Genomic DNA, 22,888 nt, shown 5'->3' with positions numbered 1-22,888 from the left:
CAGAATTTCAAATTTCAAATAAATTAATTTCAAATGGAATTTATTCCTCAAGTCTTACGTCTAATCCAAGACCTTGTAACTCGTGAAGTAATACGTTGAATGATTCCGGAATACCTGGTTCAGGCATAGATTCACCTTTTGCAATTGCTTCATAAGTTTTTGCTCTACCAATCACGTCATCCGACTTCACAGTAAGGATCTCTCTCAGGATGTTAGATGCACCGAATGCTTCAAGTGCCCAAACCTCCATCTCTCCGAATCTCTGACCTCCGAACTGAGCTTTACCTCCTAACGGCTGCTGAGTAATCAATGAGTAAGGACCGATAGAACGTGCGTGCATTTTGTCATCAACCATGTGTCCTAATTTCAGCATGTAAATAACCCCTACAGTCGCAGCCTGAGTAAATCTTTCTCCGGTACCACCATCATAAAGGTAAGTGTGACCGAATTTAGGAAGACCTGCTTTGTCTGTATATTCAGTAATCTGATCAAGAGTTGCTCCATCGAAGATTGGTGTAGCGAACTTCATACCCAGCTTCTGACCAGCCCATCCAAGAACTGTTTCATAGATCTGACCGATGTTCATACGGGAAGGTACCCCAAGTGGATTCAATACGATATCTACCGGTGTTCCGTCTTCCAGGAATGGCATATCTTCTTCACGAACGATTCTTGAAACGATACCTTTGTTACCGTGACGTCCTGCCATTTTATCTCCTACATTCAGTTTACGTTTCTTAGCGATGTAAACTTTAGCCAGCTTCATGATACCTGCAGGAAGTTCATCTCCGATTGAAATAGCAAATTTCTCACGGTTTTTAACTCCTTGAATGTCGTTATATTTGATTTTGTAATTGTGAATCAATTGTTTGATCAATTCATTCTTGTCAGCGTCTACTGTCCAGTCTGAACCGCTAACGTTTACATAATCTTCAACTGAAGTTAATAACTTGTGAGTGAATTTCACACCTTTACCGATGATTTCTTCGTCAAGGTCGTTTTGTACCCCCTGAGAAGTTTTACCGCTTACCAGTGTATTTAATTTTTCAATTAACGTATTTCTCAACTCGTCAAACTTAGCCTTGTAAGTGTTTTCAATTTCTTCAAGTTTAAGTTTTTCTTCAGTTCTTTTCTTTTTGTCTTTGATGTTTCTTGAGAACAATTTCTTGTTGATAACAACACCTCTTAATGATGAGTCAGCTTTCAGTGAAGCATCCTTCACATCACCAGCTTTATCACCGAAGATTGCTCTAAGAAGTTTTTCTTCAGGAGTCGGGTCAGATTCACCTTTTGGAGTAATTTTACCAATCATGATATCTCCAGGCTTCACTTCAGCACCGATTCTGATCATACCGTTCTCGTCAAGATCTTTCGTAGCTTCTTCAGATACGTTTGGAATATCTGCCGTAAGCTCTTCCATACCTAATTTAGTATCACGAACTTCAAGAGAATATTCATCTACGTGGATTGAAGTAAACCAGTCTTCACGTACAACTTTTTCGTTGATTACGATTGCATCCTCGAAGTTGTAACCTTTCCAAGGCATGAACGCTACCACTAAGTTTCTACCAAGAGCCAATTCTCCTTTTTCAGTAGCATACCCGTCGCAAAGTACCTGTCCTTTTTCCACTACATCACCTACTCTTACGTTTGGTCTTAGGGTAATGGTTGTACTCTGGTTCGTTTTTCTGAACTTAGTAAGGTTGTATGTTTTAGTAGCAGACTCGAATTGTACTAAATCTTCGTCTTCGCTTCTTTCATATTTAATAACGATTCTGTCAGCATCTACGTACTGTACTGTACCTGTACCTTCAGCGTTAATTAAGATTCTTGAATCTCTTGCAACTTGCTGCTCAAGCCCTGTACCAACGATTGGAGCCTGTGGCTTCAATAGAGGAACGGCCTGACGCATCATGTTGGATCCCATCAATGCACGGTTCGCATCATCATGCTCCAGGAATGGAATTAATGAAGCGGAAATACCGGAAATCTGGTTTGGTGCTACGTCGATAAGGTCTACCTGGCTAGGTTCTACTACCGGATAGTCACCATCCAATCTTGCAATGATTCTGTCTGTTTCAAATTCACCGTTGTCGCTCAATTCAACGTTTGCCTGAGCAATTACTTTAGATTCTTCATCTTCCGCATTTAAGTAGATAGGATCTGCGTTAAGCTCAATCTTACCGCCTTCTACTTTTCTATATGGAGTTTCGATGAAACCTAGTCTGTTGATTTTAGCATAAATACCTAAAGATGAAATCAAACCGATGTTTGGTCCTTCCGGAGTTTCAATCGGACAGATTCTTCCGTAGTGAGTATGGTGAACGTCTCGAACCTCGAAACCTGCTCTTTCTCTTGATAAACCACCAGGCCCTAGTGCAGATAATCTTCTCTTGTGAGTGATCTCTGATAGAGGGTTGGTTTGGTCCATAAACTGAGAAAGCTGGTTGGTACCAAAGAACGAGTTGATTACTGATGTTAATGTCTTTGCATTGACAAGGTCAAGCGGAGTAAAGATTTCGTTATCTCTAACGTTCATTCTTTCCTTGATTGTTCTTGCAATTCTTGAAAGACCTACCCCGAACTGTCCAGCCAACTGCTCACCAACAGTTTTAATTCTTCTGTTTGATAAGTGGTCAATATCATCAACCTCCGCTTTAGAGTTGACAAGCTCGATTAAGTGTCTTACAATAGCAATGATATCTTCTTTTGTAAGAACCTCAGTTGTAGTTGGAATGTTAAGACCTAGCTTTTTGTTCAATCTGTAACGTCCAACTTCACCTAATGAATATCTCTGCTCAGAGAAGAATAATTTTTCAATGATTCCTCTTGCCGTTTCCTCATCTGGCGGATCTGCGTTTCTTAACTGACGATAAATATACTCTACCGCTTCTTTTTCAGAGTTAGTAGGGTCTTTTTGTAATGTATTCTGGATGATAGAGAATTCGTTGCTGTTTTCTTTGTGAATCAGGATTGATTTCACACCCGCATCAAGAATAAGATCTAAATGTTCTTTTTCTAGAATAGTTTCTCTATCCAGGATGATTTCGTTTCTTTCAATAGAAACTACCTCACCTGTATCTTCGTCTACGAAATCTTCGAACCAGGTGTTCAGTACTCTCGCAGCCAATGTTCTCCCTTCTACTTTTTTAAGGGCAGCTTTAGAAACTTTCACTTCTTCAGCTAGGTCGAAGATCTGAAGGATATCCTTATCAGATTCATAGCCGATTGCTCTTAATAAAGTTGTTAATGGTAATTTTTTCTTACGGTCGATATACGCGTACATTACGCTGTTGATATCAGTTGTAAATTCCATCCAAGATCCTTTGAAAGGGATAATTCTTGAATAGTAAAGTTTGGTTCCGTTTGCGTGGTAAGTTTGTCCGAAGAATACACCTGGTGAACGGTGAAGCTGCGTAACAATAACTCTTTCAGCACCATTGATGATAAAAGAACCACTTGGTGTCATATAAGGAACCGGACCTAAGTATACGTCCTGAACCACAGTCTGGAAATCTTCATGTTCCGGGTCAGTACAATACAGTTTAAGTCTTGCTTTTAGAGGAACTGAATAAGTAAGTCCTCTTTCCACACACTCATCGATTGAATAACGTGGAGAATCTACCAGATAGTCTAAGAATTCTAATACGAATTGGTTTCTTGAATCCGTAATTGGGAAATTCTCTTGGAAAGTCTTGTAAAGAGCTTCTGTCTTTCTGGCTTCAGGAAGTGTATCAAGCTGGAAAAATTCTCTGAAAGATTCAATTTGGATATCCAAAAAGTCCGGAGTGATGATTTTTCCTTTCGCTGATGAGAAATTAATTCTCGGATTTCCTTGAGTTGTTGATTTTGTTTTACTCATAAAACTTTTAAGAAAGGGTTAAAAAATATTTTGATTCATTAAAAAATATCAGAAAAGAACAAGAAACAAGATAAAAGTAAAAGGTAAAAGTGTTTTTGGCGCTCACAAAGGACCTTAGATCTTTTAAACTTCCTACCGGGTTCTTTCTAACTGCAACACTGGTATATCTTTTCACAGCGTAATGCAAAATATTTTTATTACTTTTGAGGCTGTATTACCGCAGTATTTATATACACGAAATCCCTTCCACGTTTACACAGTGAAAGAGTTGATTTTCAGTATTTTATAAATTTACATACAATTTTTCGCGCCAAAAGAAGGGCAAAGATACAAAAAGTTATCCACAAAAACAAATAAATCATCTCATTTTAAGACTCTTAAAAACGAGAGAGGCTGCCCAAATATGAGCACCCCCTCCACAACACAAGCTAATCTTATGATTATTTCACAATAACCTTATAAGATTTTATTTTTGAGGTCTCCGTGATTGAACAAATACAAATACCTACCTGAGCGATTTCCTGGAAACTTACAGATCATTAGTAGAGCGATGGTTAATAATTTGTTTTTCATTTCTTATGCTATTTGATGTTTTTTATAAATGTATTTTTTGAAAGGACAATTCTATTCTCATCTAATTTATAAACACCACCACAAAGGCGCGTATACTTATAAGATGCTACAGGATTATGAATACCATCCATTCTATTGGGCAGTAGATTTACTACTTCTAAGGAAAGGTATTTCAGGATTATTGTTTTAAAAAAAGAAAAATTATCCCGGAAACTTTTATTATATAACAAATAGCTTTCTTTTTGACCGGCAGAACCTTTATACAAACCTGTCCAACGGTGATTTGTTTCAGTATGCAAACAATCGGAAACACCAGCAAAGCAAACCCACAGATAATTGTTAACAACTGTACAATATGGCAAGCCAAGCTTTGCCTTTATTACAGATATTATCTTCGTGTCTAGTTTTCCTATAGCCGTCAAAATCTTTAGAAGCGTAATCTTATGACCAAAGAAAAGAAAGTTATTTCTATCCAATTATTGTGTTTTTTTCAATACAAATATAATATTTTTTCAATTAAACCAATCATTAACTAATAAAAATTCACATAAAATAATTAAACACAATAATAAACGTAAAAAATTACATCAGTTACCACAAAATATGCAATCATAAAAAAATATATCCGCATTAGTAATAACAATATTATATTACTATTAAAAATTAAAAGACACATTTACAAAAGCTTACATACAAAAAAGCCCGGGCATTTGCCCGGGCTTCTTTATTTATATACAATTGAAATTATTTCAATTCTACTTCAGCACCAGCTTCTTCTAATTGCTTCTTAAGAGCTTCAGCTTCGTCTTTAGAAACACCTTGCTTAATTGCAGCAGGAGCTCCGTCTACGATATCTTTAGCTTCTTTAAGACCAGCACCAGTTAAATCTTTTACTAATTTAACGATAGCTAATTTAGAAGCACCTGCAGACTTAAGAATTACATCGAATTCAGTCTTTTCTTCAGCAGCATCACCTGCACCACCTGCAGCAACAACTACAGCAGCAGCAGCTGGCTCAATTCCGTACTCATCCTTAAGGATAGCAGCTAATTCGTTTACGTCTTTTACAGTTAGGTTTACTAGCGTTTCAGCTAAATTTTTTAAATCTGACATTGTTGTAATGTTTTTGTTGATTATTTATTTAATTTTTTGAGTGTAATTATTCAGCAGCTGGCGTTTCGTCAGTGCTTTCTGCAGCAGCTTCAGGAGCTTCAGCAGGAGTTTCTTCTACCGCAGGAGCAGCTTCTTCAGCTTTAGCTTCTACAGTTTCAGGTTTGTTTTGAAGAGCAGAAACAACTCTCTGGATTGGAGACTGAAGTAATCCGATGATTTCACCGATCATTTCTTCTCTAGACTTGATGTTAGCCAACATGTCCAGGTTGTTGTCACCAACGTAGAAAGTTTCTTGAACAAAAGCAGACTTTAAAGCTGGCTTTTCTTCTTTCTTTCTGAATCCTTGGATCAATTTCGCAGGAGCGTTTGCTGTTTCAGCAATCATTAACGCTGAGTTTCCTTTGAAAGATGGGAACATTTCAGAGTAATCAACTCCTTCAATCTGCTCCATTGCTTTTTGTAAAAGTGTATTTTTTACCACTTTCACTTTGATATTTTGTTTGAAAGCCTGTCTTCTGAAATCTGAAGATTTACCAGCGTTCAAACCTTCTAAATCTGCTACGTATACTACTTTTGCATCCTGAAGCAAATCTTTGATCTCTTGTATTGCTACAACTTTTTGGTCTTTTGTCATTGTCTTAAGGATTATTATTAGTTAACAGATTTAGTATCAATTGCAATACCTGGGCTCATTGTAGAAGATAAATAGATGCTCTTCACATAAGTCCCTTTAGCAGCAGTTGGTTTCATTTTGATCAATGTCTGGATTAATTCCTGAGCATTTTCTTTGATCTTGGCAGCATCAAAAGACACTTTACCAATACCAGCATGGATAATACCATACTTGTCTACTTTGAAATCAATTTTACCTGCTTTTACTTCAGTTACTGCTTTACCAATTTCCATTGTTACAGTTCCTGATTTAGGGTTTGGCATTAAACCTCTTGGACCTAATACTCTACCTAATGGACCTAATTTACCCATTACAGCTGGCATTGTAACGATAACGTCAACATCTGTCCAACCTTCTTTGATTTTTTGTAAATATTCGTCAAGACCTACATAGTCAGCACCAGCAGCTTTAGCTTCTGCTTCTTTATCTGGAGTTACAAGAGCTAATACTTTAACATCTTTACCAGTACCGTGAGGAAGAGATACAACACCTCTTACCATTTGGTTTGCTTTTCTAGGGTCTACTCCTAATCTTACAGCGATATCTACAGAAGCATCAAACTTTGTAGTGTTCACTTCTTTTACAAGAGCTGAACCTTCTTCAAGGTTATAGATTCTTCCTTTTTCTACTTTGCTTAAAGCTTCCTTTTGCTTTTTAGTTAATTTTGCCATTTCTTTAAGTTTTAAGCGTTAGTTGGTTTAGTTCCTGTTACTCTTAATCCCATAGATCTGGCAGTACCTGCAACCATAGAAAGAGCAGAGTCCATTGTAAAACAGTTAAGATCCGCCATTTTATCTTCAGCGATTTTCTTTACCTGTTCCCAAGTTACAGAACCTACTTTGTTTCTGTTTGGTTCACCAGAACCTCCCTTGATCTTAGCTGCATCCATTAGCTGGATTGCTGCAGGTGGAGTTTTAATAACGAATTCAAAAGATTTGTCTTCGTATACTGTAATTACTACAGGTAAAACTTGCCCTGGCTTATCTTGGGTTCTTCCGTTAAATTGCTTACAAAACTCCATGATGTTCACACCTGCAGAACCCAATGCTGGACCTACTGGTGGAGAAGGGTTAGCTGCGCCACCTTTCACCTGAAGCTTTACCATTTTAAAGACTTTCTTAGCCATTGTTTGTTTTTTAAATTTGAATAATTAATGAGTTTGGAAGCATTTATTATTCAGTAGGTTATGCACTCACATAACAATAAACCTACTTTTTGGACTGCAAAAGTATAAAATATTTTTGAAATAGCAAACGGAAATTGCTGATTTTTAAAAGTTTTAGGAAAAATAAATCAAGCCCATTAATGTATCCTTGAAAATACAGCTACAAAAAACAAAAACGGTTATTTGCATTTAATAACCGTTTTTTAAAATATTTTTAAAAGGAAAGACTGATTAAAAACCTGAAGGTTTATTAATTGTTTTTGTGGAACCGTCATTCCCTCCAAGATCATCATTGATATCGTTTATATTTTGCTTTTCAATTAATCTTTTGTAAGCCATCAGATAAAGATCAACGGTAAAGTTGTTATAGGTTCTTGATGGTGGAGCTGTATTGGTGGCAATCATTCGGCTATCCGTAAATCTTGCTCTGATGTGCCATGTTCCGTTACTTTTGAAAGCTACGACATCAGGTGATCCCTGTTTATTATCATTCACACCGTTGTCGCCATAATCAAGCATTACACTGGTATTTCCACCGTCCAGCTTGAAGGAATAATTGTGGAGGATAACCAAAAAGTTGTTGGCATCAATTTTAGTATCATAATCTGTAATTCCTGTTCCAGGTACGCCGGTAAGGGTAAGTTTAAGATAATTGAACAGCCCGCTGCTTTCCAAAGCCGGATCATACAATTGTAAGGCATTCTGCGAAGTGGCTAAAAAGCTTCCTCCTGTCATCGTAGGTTCTCCCGGATTTCTTAAATATAAGGAATTCGTATATGTTTTTCCATTAACATCAAGTGTTTCTGAGGGATTAGCAGTGTTGATCCCTACTTTTCCTTTCTGGGCGTGTAAAAACATCCCAAGACATAGGATTATTGTGATATAAATTTTTCTTTCCATAGTTTTTTATTGAAGGCCCAGTGGCGTATTAGTTGATACTCCCGAATATCCCGGTGAAGCAGATGCTGAAACAGAACCGTTAAAAGTTCCCCAGTCTTTCACTAAGGATTTTTCAAAGACATTTAAGGTAAGTGTCCAGGTTCCATTGATGGAAGAAACAGTTCCTGCTCCTTTAAAAGCTAAATTAATAGCATGGTACTGTTTACCGCCGCTGGTCACCTGTGTAATTTCAGTTGAGTAAGAACCATACGATTTTGGGGTCGTACTTGTGTTCGCTGCTGAAACCGCTCCTGTAAAAACAGCACCTGTAATGGCCACCACATATTTACTTGCATCTAATCCTGTATTGAGATTCACAACTTCATCCTGTCTTACATTTTTCAATACAACATTATACATATTTACAGGGGCTACATTACGGAGCGATATATCCAGCAGCTTCACCTTACCTACCGGTGAAGTATCTTTTGACCGGGTAAGAAGAAGATAGTTTCCGCTTGCCTTTGTATTTTCAGTATCTATTAAATAAGATTCTACTAATGTTTCCCCTTCAACATCAAGAGTTCCTTTGGGTGTTTTAGTATTTATTCCTACTTGTGCATTTATGTTTAAAGCGGCAAAACCCGTAAAGAGTATCGCAATAATTTTTTTCATAATTTATGTTTTTATTGAATTAATGGAGCTGTCGCCGAACCAGTAGCTGACCCATTAAGGTTTTGTGTTGAATTAAAATCTTTCGCGTACGACCTGTCAAACACCAGTAAGTTGAGTGTCCAGACTCCTGTAGGTAAAGAATTATCCGGGGCAAATCCATGATAATCTGCCTTAAGCTTCCATGTTCCTCCTGAAGAGTAAGCAAAGATCTGTGGCATTGGGGTAAGCCAGTCTCCGGAATAAGTTCTTGTAGGCTGTGTAAAACCAAAAGACGAGATCACCACCAAAAATTTGCTGGAATTGATCTTGGTGTCAAATTGATTTACCCAATCTTTGTCATTGGGATCGCAGGTAATTTTGAATTGAACAAGGTTAATAGGAGCCGGTGAATTAGGTACAAAAGAATCATTGTACGCTGTAATTTTGTTGTCCGGCGCCGGAGATTTGATAATGAAAGTGTAATTCTCATCCGCTTTCAGTTTTTCCAGGGGTTGTTTAAAAACAATTCCTGATGTCTTCATTGTACCGTTTACGGTAAGCTCTTTTTCTGGTGTCACAGTATTGATACCAACCTGCGCACTCATGAACACTGATGTGCTCACCAGAGTGATCATCGAAATAATTTTTGTCATTGAGTTATGTGTTTATAAAGCTTATGCTCTTGGGTGACTGATCTTAATTCTATTCTTATTTAAAACATAGAATGCCCATACCTCTGTAACCAGTGTATGAAATAAAAAGAATAAAATTTGTGGATTAGCTAACAGCTTGGTTGCAAGAAGTATGCCATATGAAAGTGAATTAAGGAACTAAAAGGAACCTGATCTGTAAAAAACAAATAAAATTCACGTAATGGTGATAATTTAATTAAAGTAAACTACTTTATAGAAGTAGTCAGCAGACTTATGAAATTTGAATATCAACATAATAGTTTTAACAAACTTAAAAAAACTCTAGTTAGAGTGAAAAAAATATAAAGATTCAATTTCAATATTTCATTATGAATTAATAGAGCTGCATTATTATTTTACCGAAAATAACTGGGAAGCTATTGCCGCAGACTATTGTTAAAATATATTGAAATGGTATCAACGAAAAAAGACTGCTTTAAAAGCAGTCTTTTTATATTTATAAGTAATGTATTATACTTTTTCTACTTGCATGTAGCTCAGTTCCATTGGAGTTTTTCTACCGAAGATCAATACAGAAACTTCAATTTTCTTTTTGTCTTCAAGAATCTTCTCAACTGTACCATTGAATCCGTTGAAAGGTCCGTCGATTACTTTAACGTTTTCACCTACTACATAAGGAATTTCAACATCGCTTGCAAATTCTGAAAGTTCATCCATTCTTCCAAGCATTCTGTTTACCTCTGATTTTCTCATTGGGACAGGATCACCTCCTTTTGTTAAACTTAAGAAAGAAATAACTCCCGGGATATTTTTAATAACGTGAGGAATCTCTCCCATCAGGTCAGCTTCAATCATCAAGTAGCCAGGATAGTAAGGTCTCTCTTTAGGAACTTTTTTACCGTTTCTAATCTGGATTACCTTTTCCATAGGAATAACCACTTGAGTAACGTACTGCTCAAACCCTAAACGTTTGATTTCTGTCTCAATATAGTTTTTCACTTTATTTTCCTGTCCGCTGATTGCTTTCAGCACATACCATTTCAATTCGCTCATTATGGAAAATACTTAATTATTAATTGAACAAGTTGATTAGCATTCCTATTATGTTGCTGATTGCTTTTGAAAACAATTCATCAACTCCAAAGGTAAATAAAGCCAGAATAACTGTCGCAATAGTCACTACAATTGTAGAAGACTGAAGGTCAGCCCATTTTGGCCATTCAACTTTATGTCTGAATTCGTTATAAGAACCTTTTAAAAAATCGACAAATGAACTCATAATTTATATTTGCACGGGCACAAGGATTCGAACCCTGATCAACGGTTTTGGAGACCGGTATCCTACCATTGGACGATGCCCGTAGTTAAAAAAAGCTCCGTAAAGAGTGTTCCTTACGGAAGCTTTTTTATATTGTTTTAGATGTGGATTAGTCGATGATTTCAGTTACCTGACCTGCACCTACTGTTCTACCACCTTCTCTGATCGCGAATCTAAGACCCTCGTTAAGAGCGATTGGCTGAAGTAATTCAACAGTGATTGTTAAGTTATCACCAGGCATTACCATTTCTACACCTTCTGGTAAGAAGATCTCACCTGTAACGTCAGTAGTTCTTACGTAGAACTGAGGACGGTACTTGTTGTGGAATGGAGTGTGACGTCCACCTTCTTCTTTAGAAAGGATATAAACCTCAGCTTTGAATTTTTTGTGTGGCTTAACTGAATCTTTCTTAGCGATAACCATACCTCTCTTGATGTCAGTTTTTTCAATACCTCTCAACAATAGACCTACGTTATCACCAGCTTCACCTCTGTCTAGGATTTTTCTGAACATCTCAACCCCTGTAATAGTAGAAGTTAATTTTTCATCACCCATACCTACGATATCAACTGGATCACCAGTGTTGATAACACCAGCCTCGATTCTACCAGTTGCTACAGTACCTCTACCTGTAATAGAGAATACGTCTTCGATTGGCATTAAGAATGCTTTATCCTGATCTCTAACAGGCTGCTCGATCCAAGTATCAACTGCATCCATTAATTCTTCAACAGTCTTAACCCACTTCTCGTCTCCGTTAAGAGCTCCAAGAGCAGATCCCTGGATTACTGGAGAGTTATCTCCGTCATATTCGTAAGTAGATAATAAATCTCTAAGTTCAAGTTCAACAAGCTCTAAAAGCTCAGCATCATCCACCATGTCAACTTTGTTCATGAAAACAACGATTCTTGGTACGTTTACCTGACGGCAAAGTAGGATGTGCTCTCTAGTTTGAGGCATTGGCCCATCAGTTGCAGCACATACTAAGATAGCTCCATCCATCTGAGCAGCACCAGTTACCATGTTCTTAACATAGTCGGCGTGACCTGGACAGTCAACGTGTGCATAGTGTCTGTTTTCAGTTTCGTACTCGATGTGAGCTGTATTAATAGTGATACCTCTTTCTTTTTCTTCTGGAGCAGAGTCAATAGAAGAGAAATCTTTTTTCTCAGCAAGACCCTTGTTAGCTAATACACTACTGATAGCTGCAGTAAGTGTAGTTTTACCATGGTCAACGTGACCAATAGTACCAATGTTCAAGTGTGGTTTGTTACGATTAAACGTTTCCTTTGCCATGATTTAAAATTATTTATTTATTGTTTTTCAAATTTTCGGTGTGCAAATATAATGAATTTTTAAATACCAAAAACTTTTTATTAAAAAAACTTTCAATATTATCATCCAGTGAAGGACAAACCTTATATTTCAACGTATTGAGACTGCAAATTTACACATTTTTCCGAATAGAAAAAATCCTTAGAAACGTTTTATTAAAATTATAAACTATCTTACTAATTATGAATACAATATATTGACAAAAAATAAGATAATTATATCTATCCTACATCCAATATTTATTCTTTCTCGTACATATTAAAACAACAAATAAAATTAATATTATGAGAAAACTATTACACATGTATGTAGCCCTGTTTGCTTTTATGGCATTATCTTCATGCGATAATTCGGACGAAAACAATATGCCTGAAAACATGAATCCCCAGGGGCCGGATCTTATGGTATATGGAATAACAGCAATGAACGAACTTGTTTATTTTAATGCCAATAATCCCAAAACTTTTACCTCAAAAACAACTGTAACAGGTGTTACCTCAGGAGAGAAACTGCTAAGTATAGATTTCAGACCTGCCACAGGGGAATTGTATGCATTATCAAATGCCAGCAAATTATATATCATCAATACGTCTAACGCTTCAGCAAGAGTTGTAAGCTCAACAGCGTTTACACCGATGATCTCCGGCACAATAGCTTCAATTGATTTCAATCCTACGGTTGACAGGATTCGTATGGTAAGTAATACCGGACAAAATCTACGCCTGCATCCTGAAAGCGGAGCTGTTGCCGCCACCGATGTCAATATTAACGGAACAGTCAATTATTCCGTAACCGGATTAGCCTATACCAACAGTAAAGCTGGTGCTGCCTCCACCGTTTTATATGATATTGATCCGGCTTTGGGGAAATTATACAAACAGGATCCTCCCAACAACGGAACTTTAGTAGAAGTCGGAAATCTTGGTACAACTTTTACAGGACAGTCTGCTTTTGATATTAAATATGATAACAGTACTGCTTTATTAGCTCTCAATGATAAATTACATGTTCTGGATCTGAATAACGGAAAAGCAACTTCTATAGGAACTCTTCAGCAGGCAGTCATTGATATTGCTATTCCTACAGAACCGGTAGCTTACGCTATTGACAATTCAAATAACCTTCAAATCTTCAATCCCAATAATCCTGTACCTGTTTCAAAAACCATAGCAGGACTGCAAAGTGGTGAAAATATTTTAGGAATAGATTTCCGTCCTGCCAACGGGCAATTGTATGCTTTGGGAAGCTCAAGCAGAATTTACACTATTAATTTAGGAACAGGTGCTGCTACCGCTGTGGGTGCTTCTCCTTTTCCAACCTTACTTTCCGGAACTGATTTCGGGTTTGACTTTAATCCAACCGTAGACAGGATAAGAGTAGTAAGTAATACAGGACAAAACCTGAGACTCAATCCTAATGACGGAACAATAGCGGCCACTGATCTCACACTCAATCCCGGAAGCCCTACGATAAGCGCTGCAGCATACACCAACAACTTCGCAGGAGCCACATCCACTATCTTATTTGTCATTGATCATAATACAGACAAATTGTATCAGCAAAACCCACCGAACAACGGAACTTTAGTAGAAACAGGTTCTTTAGGAATCAATATTACCAGTGCTAATGGATTTGATATTGGAAGTATGAGCCAAAAAGCCTATTTAATGGCTTCAGTAGGTTCTTCTACCAAAATTTACTCTATTAACACGGCAACAGGAGCTGCTGCTTCTGTTTCTGATTATCCGAATCCTGTAAAAGCTTTTACACTAGGATTAGGATTTTAAACTCATCATATTTTATTTCAATAATGAGAAGCGCGGAAAACAAAGTTTTCCGCGCTTCTGACTAATATAAATGAAAGATAAAATCAAATTTGGCTGAGCTTTTTTGTTCTGTTGAAAATCCAGAAAATAATCGGGAAAATAAGCAGGGTAAGCACTGTAGCTGTAATCAGTCCTCCGATAATGACAATCGCGAGAGGCTTCTGAGACTCCGATCCGATTCCTGTAGACAAGGCAGCCGGCATAAGCCCGATGGAAGCCATCAATGCTGTCATAATCACAGGTCTTGTCCTGGATTTCACTCCATTTAATATGGCGGTATCGATATCCATTCCGTCTTTAACATTCTGATGGAATTCTGTAATAAGGATTACCCCGTTCTGGATACAAATTCCCAGGAGAGCAATCATTCCTACTCCTGCAGAGATTCCAAAATTGATTCCGGTAACGTGTAAAGCGATGATTCCTCCAATCAAAGCAAAAGGTACGTTCGCTAATACCAGAAGAGAATCTTTCATATTGCCGAACAGAATAAACAAGAGGAAGAAAATCATCAGAATACTCACCGGCACTACCTGCGCCAGCCTGTGTGAGGCACGCTGTTGGTTTTCAAACTGACCTGTCCATCCTATTGAATAACCTTCTGGAAGTTCAATCGTTTCTACTTTTTTCTGTGCATCCGCAATCGTACTTCCCAAATCCCGGTCACGGATTGAAAATTTAACCCCGATGTATCGCTTGATATTGTCTCTGTAAATAAATGCGGCTCCGTTATCTTTAACAATGGTGCTTATTTCTTTTAAAGGAATCTTTGCTCCATCCTGTGTAGGAACCATCAAAGCAGCAATGTCATTTTCATTGGTTCTGTATTCCTGAGAATACCGAAGACGGATCGGGAATTTTCTCTCCCCATCAAACATTTCAGAGGCAGTTTTTCCACCAAATGCCATCTCCAGCACAGCCTGCGCATCTGCGGGCATCACTCCATAAGCGGCCATTTTATCTCTGTCCAAAACCACGCTGACTTCCGGCTGGCCGATATTTTTAATAATTCCCGGATCCTTTACGCCTTGCACATCTTTAATTTTAAGCAAAACTTCGTGGGCTAATTTGTCAAGGGTTTCCAGGTTGTCACCATAGATTTTGATTCCGTTTTCAGCTTTAAAACCAGCTACTGCTTCTGCTACATTATCGGAAATCGGCTGGGAGTAGTTGAACGTAATTCCCTGATAACTTCTGAGTTTTTTGTCTATTTCATTGATCAGTTCATCATAAGTAATTTTACGCTTCCATTCTTCTCTTGGCTTAAGATTTACCGCAAACTGTACAAATCCGAATCCGTTGGGATCGGTTCCATCATTACTTCTTCCCGTCTGGGCAAGCACATCTGTTACTTCGGAAAAGCTCATAATGTCCTTCTTTAAAAGATCAGCTGTTTTCAGAGATTCTTTTAATGAGGAGCTCATCGGCATTTCGGCTGTGATCCACAATGAACCTTCATTCAACTGAGGCAGGAACTCTGTTCCAAGGAATTTACCCGAAAACAAAGTAACAGCCAGAAAGGAAATCGCTACAATCATGCTCATCTTCTTATGCCTGAACGTTAAATTAAAGCCTTTCAAAACGATTCTGTCCCAGAAGTTCACAAACGGATTGTTTTTTTCTCTTACATTTTTATTTAAAAGGATATGCGAAAGAACAGGAACGAGAGTTAATGTAAATATCAATGCTCCCATTAATGCAAACCCTAATGTAAATGCCAGAGGAGAAAACATTTTTCCCTCTACTTTCTGGAATGAGAAAATAGGAATCAAGGAAGTAATGATGATTAATTTTGAAAAGAAGATGGCTTTTCCCAATCCTGTTCCGGTTTGCTTAATCCATCCTCCTTTGGCGAGTTTATTAAACTTCTCCGTCCCGTACTTATGCGCTTTATGATCCAGCATTACGAAAAGGCCTTCCACCATGACGACGGCCCCGTCTATGATAATCCCGAAGTCTACTGCTCCCAAAGAAAGCAGGTTCGCACTCATCCCTGCCAGCTTTAAACATAAAAAGGCAAACAATAAGGATAATGGGATAATGATGGAAACAATCAGCGTGGTTCTCCAGTCTGCCATAAAAATTAAAACAATTACCGTTACCAGTACAATCCCTTCAATAAGGTTATGCATTACGGTATGAGTGGTAAAATCCATCAGATTGTCACGATCGTAGAAAGTCACCATTTTAACATCTTTCGGAAGTACTTTTTCGTTAAGTTCTTTAATTTTAGCCTTCACCCCTACTAAAACCTCTCTCGGGTTCTCCCCTTTTCTCATCACAACAATTCCTTCCACCGTATCGTCATGATGATTAAGAGCGGCCTGCCCTACTCTGGGCATGGAACTTTCGTGAACTTCTGCAACATTTTTTACCAAAACAGGGTTTCCACTGTCATTCTGAATAGTAATATTTCCAATATCCGCTACAGATTTTACCAAACCGATACCTCTTACCACATAAGCCTGACCATTTTTTTCAATGACATCTCCTCCTACGTTCAGGTTACTTTTGGTGACAGCATCATATACCTGAAGCGGCGTAAGGTTGTATTTATCCAATGCCCTCGGATCGATACTCAGTTCAAAAACTTTATCCTGTCCTCCGAAAACATTGATATCTGCAACGCCGGGAACTCCTCTTAAAGCACGGTCTATTACCCAATTCTGCAGGGTAAGCAGCGCTCGGGAATCTTTGGTTTTACTTTCCAGCGTATATCTGAAAATTTCACCGGTTGGCCCGTAGGGTGGCTGTACTTCAGGGTCTACCTCATCAGGAAGGCTAATGGTTCTTAACTGGTTATTGACCTGATTTCTGGCAAAAGTATCGTCCACCCCGTCGTCAAACAGAATTTTAACAATAGAAAGTCCAAACATGGTGGTACTTCTCACACTTGTTTTCTTTTGAACCGGGCTCATCGCCAATTCAATGGGAGTAGTAACAAAACGTTCCACTTCTTCTGCACTACGCCCATTCCATTGGGTAATGATGACAATCTGGGTATTGGTTACATCCGGAAAAGCTTCAATAGGCATGTTTTTGAAACTTATAAAACCGGAGATGGCTAAAATCGCTACCCAGATAAAGGTAAATGCTTTATTTTTTAATGAAAAAGCAATTATATTTTTTATGAATTTATTCATGATAGATACATTGGTGACCTAAAAAAGCCGTTAAAGAAAATGTCAGTATTCTTAATGGTTTAATAAGACTAGCTGTTCAGTGAACGGTAGATCAGCAGCTGGTTATTGGTAATTACTTCTTCTCCTTCTTTCAGACCGTCTGCAATATAGGTGACATCACCAACCTGCTTTAATACTTTGATTTCCCTGATCTTCACATCTGTCCTGGATTTAAAAATCACTACGAAGCTTTTATTATCATCAAAAATCACTGCTTTGGAGGGAACGGTAAGTGTAGAGTTACTTTCCAGGCTTGAAACTTTTATCGTGGCTTTACTGTCCGGAATCAAAAGTCCGTCGGCATTATCTAATACAACTCTTGCCTGCATGGCATTGGTCTGCGGGTCAATAATCTTGAAAATTTTATCAATTTTCCCATCAAAAACTTTGTCCGGATAAGATAGAGTAGATACCTGGGCTTTCATTCCAAGACTGATTTTATCAATATCAGATTCATTGACATTCATAATGGCCCATACATTGGTGGTGTTGGCCACATCAAAAATATTATCACTTCTGTCACTTCTCAGCTGCATATCTTTATTGATACTTTTCTGAACAATATAACCGCTGATAGGTGCTACCACACTGTATATATTTCCGGTTTTCACATTATAAACCGTACTTACCGCAGCAGCTCTCTGTAACTGATCTTCGGCTTTTTGCAACTGGCTTTTAGCTTCCAGAACATCTCTTTCGGTATTCAGTTTTCCTTCATAGAGTTCTTTCGCGACACGAAGGTTATTTTTCGCCACTACCAGATCTGTTTTTGCATCACTTACATCCTTCTGAATTTCTGCAAGCTCAGTACTTCTGATGGTGGCTAAAACCTGTCCTTTTTTTACATAGTCGCCCAATTCTACATTGACGCTCATCACATTTCCTCCAACTAATGGGTAAACATCTATGTAACTGTTTTTGTCTGCGGAGATTTTTCCGTAAAAACTGTATTCGTCTTCTATATTTCTTTTTTCAACCTTTGCCAGGGAAATAGAGTTCAGCATTGTATTGCTGAGTTCAAATCCTTTTTTGGTGTGAATATTTTTCTCTTCCTCTTTTTTTGAACAGGTTATTAATGAAAGAACCATCAATACGGGAATAATATATGTTTTCATGATTTTAATAGAAGATTTTCGTTTGTACTAGTTGATTAAGCTGTTCTGCAGACTGCATGATCTCATTTTTCATATCATAGATCTGAAGGGCTGTTTCCCTGTAGCTGTCCATAAAGTCTGTGAATTCAATCAGGTTAACATTTCCTTTTCTGAAATTGTTCAGCATTCCGTTATATACAAGCTCCATATTCTGAAGATCTGTCGTTTTCACATCCTGCAGCTGATCATATTGTGCTTTCCAGGTTTTGTAGGCAGACTGGACTTTGGTTTCCAGAGTCAGCTTTTGAAAGTCTGCATTTTTCTGGTTCTGTTGAATCGCATAGTTTGCTTTTATCACATTCCCCTGGTTGGCTTTCCATAAAGGCAAAGGAATTCCCAGCGTCAGATTAGCTTCGTTATTAAAAGTTCCTCCCGCCTGATCCCATGCAGCTCCTACCGTAACATCAGGGACATTCAGTGATTTCTGCCATTGTGCATACAGCTTACTGTTATCAATAAGCTTCAGATTATACCGGTAATCGGCATTATTTTCCAGGGCTTTACCTTTCAACTCATCTTCATTACCGAAAGGCTGTGCTGCCAAAGCTTCTTTAGCTTCGGTTTCAGACATCGTTGGCTCTATTTCTTCCGAAACTCCTGTCAGAACTTTTAGATTCTGTTCAAAATCAAGAATATTTTTATTGATCTCCAGCTTATCATGATTGAGTTGGATCACTATGCTCTGTAATCTGACAGCATCTTTAAGAGAAACGTTTCCTTTGGAAGACTGTACACGGTAAGCATCTAAGAGATCATTCATATATCCCAGCTGCCTGTTGGTGTTTTCCAGTTTTAGTTTTTCATAATAAAGATTGAAATAAGCAGAACGAAGCTGATATCGTAAATCTACCAGCAATTGGGAAAACTGAAGCTGGGCAAGTTCTTTATTGGACCTGGCAAAAGCAATTTCATTTTTCTTTTTGCCACCCATATAAATCAATTGAGTAATACCTGCTCCCTTAGAATGTCCTACATCAAAAAACTTTTTGTCCTGCGGATTGTAAGCATTGAACTGTCCGCTTAATTGAGGTAATTCCCAGATTTTAGCCTGCAGAATATCCGCATCAGCCATATTGATATTGTACTGTTCGGCGAGCAGCTGGAGGTTGTTCTTCTGAAACGCTTCTTCGCATTCCAAAAGAGACATCTGCTGTTGTGCCGCCATGAATGAGGAAACGGCGAGGCACAGCACTGCAATTCTGTTCATTATTTTTATTTTTAAATTACAAAATTGCTTTGATGCGATTAAAAGAAACTTAAATGACGCTTAAAAAAATATTAAAATAGGCTTGATCAGGCCGTTTATCCAATAAATTACCGGATAAAACAAGTGAATTTTTCTCTAACGATTGAATTTTTATAAAAAAAATCAATCGTAGGTTTAACAAAAAAAACAACTGTTTTATATCAGTTGTTTTTCATTTATTTTTTAAAACTTAGGGTAAACTTATTGATGAAATCTGCTGGTGAAGAATATACAATATCTGCATCATGATATTCCAGAATCCTTTTGACAATTCTAAGACCTAATCCTGACCCCGCTATATTCTGTGCATTGTTTCCTCTCGTGAAAGCTTCAAACAGTTTAGCCTGCTCATCTACAGAAATAGTATTACCATGAGAAATAACTTCGATGGAAAGATTATCATTGGTTTCAGTAATCAGGACCTTCACCTCCGTATTGTCCGAATACACAGCAGCATTTTTAAACAGGTTGATAAAGACAATCACCAATAATGACTGAATTCCCTTGATGGTTAAAAATGCATTTTCAAAACTATTTTCATTGATCAGAAAATCCAGTTTAAGCTGTGGATAACTTTTCTCTACAGCTTCAAAAGCTTCAAAAATAACTTCATCAATTCTTACTTCCTCATAAATACTCTGAATATTTTCTTTATCAAATTTGGTCAGCAATAAAAGCGAGTTGGTCAGATCGGACAGTTGATATACATCTCTCTGGATTTGCTTTAAAGATGATAATGTTTCCGGAGAATGTTCTTCAAACTTAATCAGGTTTTCCAGCTGAAAGGCCATTCTTGTTATTGGGGTTCTGATCTCATGCGAAGCACTGGCCGTAAAATCTTTTTGGGACTGAAATACATCATCCAGCCTTCCAATCATTGTATTAAAGGATTTTGCCAGAACGCTTACTTCATCATTGGATTGCTCTACCGGAATCTGCGTGGTGAGTTTATGAGCCGTAACTTCAGAAATTTCTTTGTTCAGATCTTCCAAAGGACGGAGGAACTTTTCCACAAAATAATAGCTGAAGAAACCAATAAGCATAGTACTCATCACATACGCTGTGATCAAAAGATATTTAAGATAACCCAATTTGGATTTTCCATTGGTATCAAAGGCACTTGTAAGGATATAGTAATTTTCACCGTTGATATTCCTGAGCGCAGCGTAGATTTCCGGGACGGTTTTTTCCGTATAGATAATCTTCTTTTTATCCAGCTCTTTAAGCATGGCGCTGTCCCAGATGACATTCCGGTCTTTAATCGTACTGTAGATGAGTTCTTTTTTTTCGTTGAAAATTAAAATCTTTTCATTCAAAAGGATATTATCTGAATTTTCATTGAAAAAAACAGGTGCTTCTTCTTCAAAGTCTTTGGATTTTGAAATGAAATGGGAAGTAAATTCAAGCCTCTGCCTGAATCTTTCTTTAAATTCATCTCTTCTGAAATCATTAAAAGATAAATAAATGACCGCCATCACCATTCCAAATAATAATGAAAAGGCAATACTTATCGTTAAAGCGATCTTTCTTTTTAAAGACATTTATAATGGACTTAGGTAGTATCCGAAACCTGAACGGGTGTGGATCAGTTTTATTTTAAAATCTTTATCAATCTTTTTCCTCAGAAAATTGATATAAACTTCTACGGTATTGGTATTCGTATTAAAATTGTGTTCCCATACATGTTCTGTAATCTGTTGTTTGGAAACCGTTCTTCCCTGCGCTTCCGCAAGATAAACCAACAGTTGGAATTCTTTTAATGTAAGTGTTATTTCATTTCCTCCACGATAGACTTTCTGTTCTGTTTTATTGATAATAAGATCGTCAACTCTTAGAATATCCTGATCTGCATTATCAGAAGGTGCCTTTCTTCTCAACAGCGAATTGATTCTTAGCAGAAGTTCTTCAAACTGAAAAGGTTTTACCAGATAATCATCGGCCAGTCTTGTGAAAGCATCTTTTTTATCAGAGATATCTCCATAAGCAGAGATGATAATGATGGGTGTATTTTTGTCAAAAGAGCGGATCGTCTGGCAGACATCAAGTCCATTTATCTTAGGAACATTAATATCGAGTAAATATAGATCATAACTACTGTTTTTTATCTGGCGGAGAAAAGTTTCCCCGTCATAGATTTTATCACAGTTAAAATTATTTGATTCTAAAAATCTGCACAGTTCTGCAGACAGAATGAGATCATCTTCCAGTAAAAGAATATTCATCAAAAATTTATTTTACACGAATTTAACGAAAATTTTATGATTGTGATTGTAAACCTAAAGTAAAATTCATGACCTATCCTCATTTGATCTTTAAAAATTTCCGGTGAAAATATTTAGATGGAGCAATTGAGTATTTTATCTAATCAGGTGTTTAACGATAATATCTCTGTAAGAACAAAATTGATTATTTTTATTTTCTAATCTAAAATTAGGGCATAAAAAAATCCCGAAGAAATTCGGGAAAATCGAGAGCCAACTACGGGACTTGAACCCGTGACCTCTTCCTTACCAAGGAAGCACTCTACCGCTGAGCTAAGTCGGCATCAACTAAAAAAATCACACTAATTAGCGTGATTTTCGTTGAGCGGAAGACGGGGGTCGAACCCGCGACATTCAGCTTGGAAGGCTGACGCTCTACCAACTGAGCTACTTCCGCAATTTTGTTTCCAAAATTATTGGTAAACGCTGTGCAAAACTAAGAAAACTTATTTAATCTTGCAAGTTTTTTATAATATAAAATGTGGGGAGAGCAGGATTCGAACCTACGAAGCCGAAGCAACTGAGTTACAGTCAGTCCCATTTAGCCACTCTGGAATCTCCCCAGATATTTTATATTAAAATGGAGCCTCCAGAGGGATTCGAACCCACGACCCCGAGATTACAAATCACGTGCTCTGGCCAACTGAGCTATGGAGGCATTTTAATAAAGGACTGAAACTGATCGAGAAACTCTACTCTACACATTCCAGTGTTAAAAAATCACTCTTAATAGTGTGATTTTATTGAGCGGAAGACGGGGGTCGAACCCGCGACATTCAGCTTGGAAGGCTGACGCTCTACCAACTGAGCTACTTCCGCAATTTTGTTTCCAAAACTATTGGTAAACGCTGTGCAAAACTAAGAAAACTTATTTAATCTTGCAAGTTTTTTTTATAAAAATATAAAGTGGGGAGAGCAGGATTCGAACCTACGAAGCCGAAGCAACTGAGTTACAGTCAGTCCCATTTAGCCACTCTGGAATCTCCCCAAAAG

The 22,888-nt window shown here is 37.5% G+C and carries 18 protein-coding genes and 7 tRNA genes; 1 reads left to right on the top strand and 24 read right to left on the bottom strand.

Going from position 1 to position 22,888, the window contains the following annotated elements; genetic code table 11:
- Positions 1-40 precede the first annotated feature (40 nt).
- From rpoB to tuf, 13 genes are all read right to left on the bottom strand, one after another.
- Complete coding sequence (rpoB, locus tag LIV57_RS14480; RefSeq protein ID WP_137905183.1) at positions 41-3,862, bottom strand: DNA-directed RNA polymerase subunit beta; 3,822 nt, start codon at positions 3,860-3,862, stop codon at positions 41-43.
- Between the two features lie 581 nt (positions 3,863-4,443).
- The gene (locus LIV57_RS14475; RefSeq protein ID WP_227943172.1) at positions 4,444-4,911 is read right to left on the bottom strand and encodes a hypothetical protein; all 468 of its coding nucleotides are present in this window, start codon (positions 4,909-4,911) and stop codon (positions 4,444-4,446) included.
- Between the two features lie 268 nt (positions 4,912-5,179).
- A complete protein-coding gene (gene rplL / locus LIV57_RS14470) occupies positions 5,180-5,548 on the bottom strand; it encodes a 50S ribosomal protein L7/L12 (RefSeq protein WP_062675820.1) in 369 nt (122 codons plus the stop codon).
- Between the two features lie 46 nt (positions 5,549-5,594).
- Positions 5,595-6,182 (bottom strand): 50S ribosomal protein L10, encoded by a 588-nt coding sequence (rplJ, locus tag LIV57_RS14465; RefSeq protein ID WP_110008215.1) that lies wholly within the window; start codon positions 6,180-6,182, stop codon positions 5,595-5,597.
- 17 nt (positions 6,183-6,199) lie between these two features.
- Positions 6,200-6,892 (bottom strand): 50S ribosomal protein L1, encoded by a 693-nt coding sequence (gene rplA / locus LIV57_RS14460; RefSeq protein ID WP_002976422.1) that lies wholly within the window; start codon positions 6,890-6,892, stop codon positions 6,200-6,202.
- Between the two features lie 11 nt (positions 6,893-6,903).
- Positions 6,904-7,347, bottom strand: coding sequence for a 50S ribosomal protein L11 (gene rplK, locus LIV57_RS14455; RefSeq protein WP_047435399.1), 444 nt, complete (start codon positions 7,345-7,347; stop codon positions 6,904-6,906).
- 270 nt (positions 7,348-7,617) lie between these two features.
- Positions 7,618-8,286, bottom strand: coding sequence for a hypothetical protein (locus tag LIV57_RS14450; RefSeq protein WP_227943171.1), 669 nt, complete (start codon positions 8,284-8,286; stop codon positions 7,618-7,620).
- 6 nt (positions 8,287-8,292) lie between these two features.
- A complete protein-coding gene (locus LIV57_RS14445; protein ID WP_227943168.1) occupies positions 8,293-8,940 on the bottom strand; it encodes a hypothetical protein in 648 nt (215 codons plus the stop codon).
- Positions 8,941-8,951: 11 nt separating this feature from the next.
- Entirely contained in the window at positions 8,952-9,572 is a 621-nt protein-coding gene (locus LIV57_RS14440) for a hypothetical protein (RefSeq protein WP_227943166.1), read from the bottom strand.
- Between the two features lie 510 nt (positions 9,573-10,082).
- Positions 10,083-10,625: a transcription termination/antitermination protein NusG gene (gene nusG / locus LIV57_RS14435; protein WP_002976412.1), complete on the bottom strand. Its 543-nt coding sequence runs from the start codon at positions 10,623-10,625 to the stop codon at positions 10,083-10,085.
- A 19-nt stretch (positions 10,626-10,644) separates the two neighbouring features.
- Positions 10,645-10,851, bottom strand: a complete 207-nt coding sequence (gene secE, locus LIV57_RS14430; protein ID WP_002976410.1) for a preprotein translocase subunit SecE — start codon at positions 10,849-10,851, stop codon at positions 10,645-10,647.
- A gap of 12 nt (positions 10,852-10,863) precedes the next feature.
- Positions 10,864-10,934, bottom strand: a tRNA-Trp gene (locus LIV57_RS14425).
- A 65-nt stretch (positions 10,935-10,999) separates the two neighbouring features.
- On the bottom strand, positions 11,000-12,187 hold the full coding sequence (tuf, locus tag LIV57_RS14420; protein ID WP_110008219.1) for an elongation factor Tu: 1,188 nt from the start codon (positions 12,185-12,187) through the stop codon (positions 11,000-11,002).
- A 323-nt stretch (positions 12,188-12,510) separates the two neighbouring features.
- On the opposite strand from tuf, the gene LIV57_RS14415 reads away from it, so the two are divergent.
- The gene (locus LIV57_RS14415; protein WP_227943164.1) at positions 12,511-14,013 is read left to right on the top strand and encodes a DUF4394 domain-containing protein; all 1,503 of its coding nucleotides are present in this window, start codon (positions 12,511-12,513) and stop codon (positions 14,011-14,013) included.
- Between the two features lie 83 nt (positions 14,014-14,096).
- Here LIV57_RS14415 and LIV57_RS14410 read toward each other — a convergent pair whose 3' ends face one another.
- From LIV57_RS14410 to LIV57_RS14360, 11 genes are all read right to left on the bottom strand, one after another.
- Positions 14,097-17,195 carry an efflux RND transporter permease subunit gene (locus LIV57_RS14410; RefSeq protein WP_227943162.1) on the bottom strand — a complete coding sequence of 1,033 codons (3,099 nt, stop codon included), beginning with the start codon at positions 17,193-17,195 and terminating at the stop codon, positions 14,097-14,099.
- A 68-nt stretch (positions 17,196-17,263) separates the two neighbouring features.
- Entirely contained in the window at positions 17,264-18,349 is a 1,086-nt protein-coding gene (locus LIV57_RS14405; RefSeq protein ID WP_227943160.1) for an efflux RND transporter periplasmic adaptor subunit, read from the bottom strand.
- Between the two features lie 4 nt (positions 18,350-18,353).
- Positions 18,354-19,595 carry a TolC family protein gene (locus LIV57_RS14400; RefSeq protein WP_227943158.1) on the bottom strand — a complete coding sequence of 414 codons (1,242 nt, stop codon included), beginning with the start codon at positions 19,593-19,595 and terminating at the stop codon, positions 18,354-18,356.
- Positions 19,596-19,810: 215 nt separating this feature from the next.
- Positions 19,811-21,175: an ATP-binding protein gene (locus tag LIV57_RS14395; RefSeq protein WP_227943156.1), complete on the bottom strand. Its 1,365-nt coding sequence runs from the start codon at positions 21,173-21,175 to the stop codon at positions 19,811-19,813.
- Positions 21,176-21,856 carry a response regulator transcription factor gene (locus LIV57_RS14390; protein WP_110008227.1) on the bottom strand — a complete coding sequence of 227 codons (681 nt, stop codon included), beginning with the start codon at positions 21,854-21,856 and terminating at the stop codon, positions 21,176-21,178. It abuts the gene before it with no gap.
- A gap of 250 nt (positions 21,857-22,106) precedes the next feature.
- Positions 22,107-22,178 (bottom strand) — tRNA-Thr (locus tag LIV57_RS14385).
- A 41-nt stretch (positions 22,179-22,219) separates the two neighbouring features.
- Positions 22,220-22,292: transfer RNA gene (locus LIV57_RS14380), tRNA-Gly, on the bottom strand.
- A gap of 85 nt (positions 22,293-22,377) precedes the next feature.
- A tRNA-Tyr gene (locus tag LIV57_RS14375) sits at positions 22,378-22,458 on the bottom strand.
- A gap of 18 nt (positions 22,459-22,476) precedes the next feature.
- A tRNA-Thr gene (locus LIV57_RS14370) sits at positions 22,477-22,553 on the bottom strand.
- An 88-nt stretch (positions 22,554-22,641) separates the two neighbouring features.
- A tRNA-Gly gene (locus LIV57_RS14365) sits at positions 22,642-22,714 on the bottom strand.
- 88 nt (positions 22,715-22,802) lie between these two features.
- Positions 22,803-22,883: transfer RNA gene (locus LIV57_RS14360), tRNA-Tyr, on the bottom strand.
- Positions 22,884-22,888 lie beyond the last annotated feature (5 nt).

It is taken from the genome of Chryseobacterium sp. X308, from assembly GCF_020733145.1.
Classification (GTDB): Bacteria; Bacteroidota; Bacteroidia; order Flavobacteriales; family Weeksellaceae; genus Chryseobacterium; species Chryseobacterium cupriresistens.
This window is presented reverse-complemented; position numbering and strand designations above follow the sequence as displayed.

Coding starts and splice junctions, on each gene's coding strand:
- LIV57_RS14440 (WP_227943166.1), bottom strand. CDS start 9,572: ATGACAAAAATTATTTCGATGATCACTCTGGTGAGCACATCAGTGTTC.
- LIV57_RS14400 (WP_227943158.1), bottom strand. CDS start 19,595: ATGAACAGAATTGCAGTGCTGTGCCTCGCCGTTTCCTCATTCATGGCG.
- LIV57_RS14395 (WP_227943156.1), bottom strand. CDS start 21,175: ATGTCTTTAAAAAGAAAGATCGCTTTAACGATAAGTATTGCCTTTTCA.
- tuf (WP_110008219.1), bottom strand. CDS start 12,187: ATGGCAAAGGAAACGTTTAATCGTAACAAACCACACTTGAACATTGGT.
- rplA (WP_002976422.1), bottom strand. CDS start 6,892: ATGGCAAAATTAACTAAAAAGCAAAAGGAAGCTTTAAGCAAAGTAGAA.
- rplJ (WP_110008215.1), bottom strand. CDS start 6,182: ATGACAAAAGACCAAAAAGTTGTAGCAATACAAGAGATCAAAGATTTG.
- rpoB (WP_137905183.1), bottom strand. CDS start 3,862: ATGAGTAAAACAAAATCAACAACTCAAGGAAATCCGAGAATTAATTTC.
- LIV57_RS14390 (WP_110008227.1), bottom strand. CDS start 21,856: ATGAATATTCTTTTACTGGAAGATGATCTCATTCTGTCTGCAGAACTG.
- rplK (WP_047435399.1), bottom strand. CDS start 7,347: ATGGCTAAGAAAGTCTTTAAAATGGTAAAGCTTCAGGTGAAAGGTGGC.
- LIV57_RS14450 (WP_227943171.1), bottom strand. CDS start 8,286: ATGGAAAGAAAAATTTATATCACAATAATCCTATGTCTTGGGATGTTT.
- LIV57_RS14445 (WP_227943168.1), bottom strand. CDS start 8,940: ATGAAAAAAATTATTGCGATACTCTTTACGGGTTTTGCCGCTTTAAAC.
- rplL (WP_062675820.1), bottom strand. CDS start 5,548: ATGTCAGATTTAAAAAATTTAGCTGAAACGCTAGTAAACCTAACTGTA.
- nusG (WP_002976412.1), bottom strand. CDS start 10,625: ATGAGCGAATTGAAATGGTATGTGCTGAAAGCAATCAGCGGACAGGAA.
- secE (WP_002976410.1), bottom strand. CDS start 10,851: ATGAGTTCATTTGTCGATTTTTTAAAAGGTTCTTATAACGAATTCAGA.
- LIV57_RS14415 (WP_227943164.1), top strand. CDS start 12,511: ATGAGAAAACTATTACACATGTATGTAGCCCTGTTTGCTTTTATGGCA.
- LIV57_RS14405 (WP_227943160.1), bottom strand. CDS start 18,349: ATGAAAACATATATTATTCCCGTATTGATGGTTCTTTCATTAATAACC.
- LIV57_RS14410 (WP_227943162.1), bottom strand. CDS start 17,195: ATGAATAAATTCATAAAAAATATAATTGCTTTTTCATTAAAAAATAAA.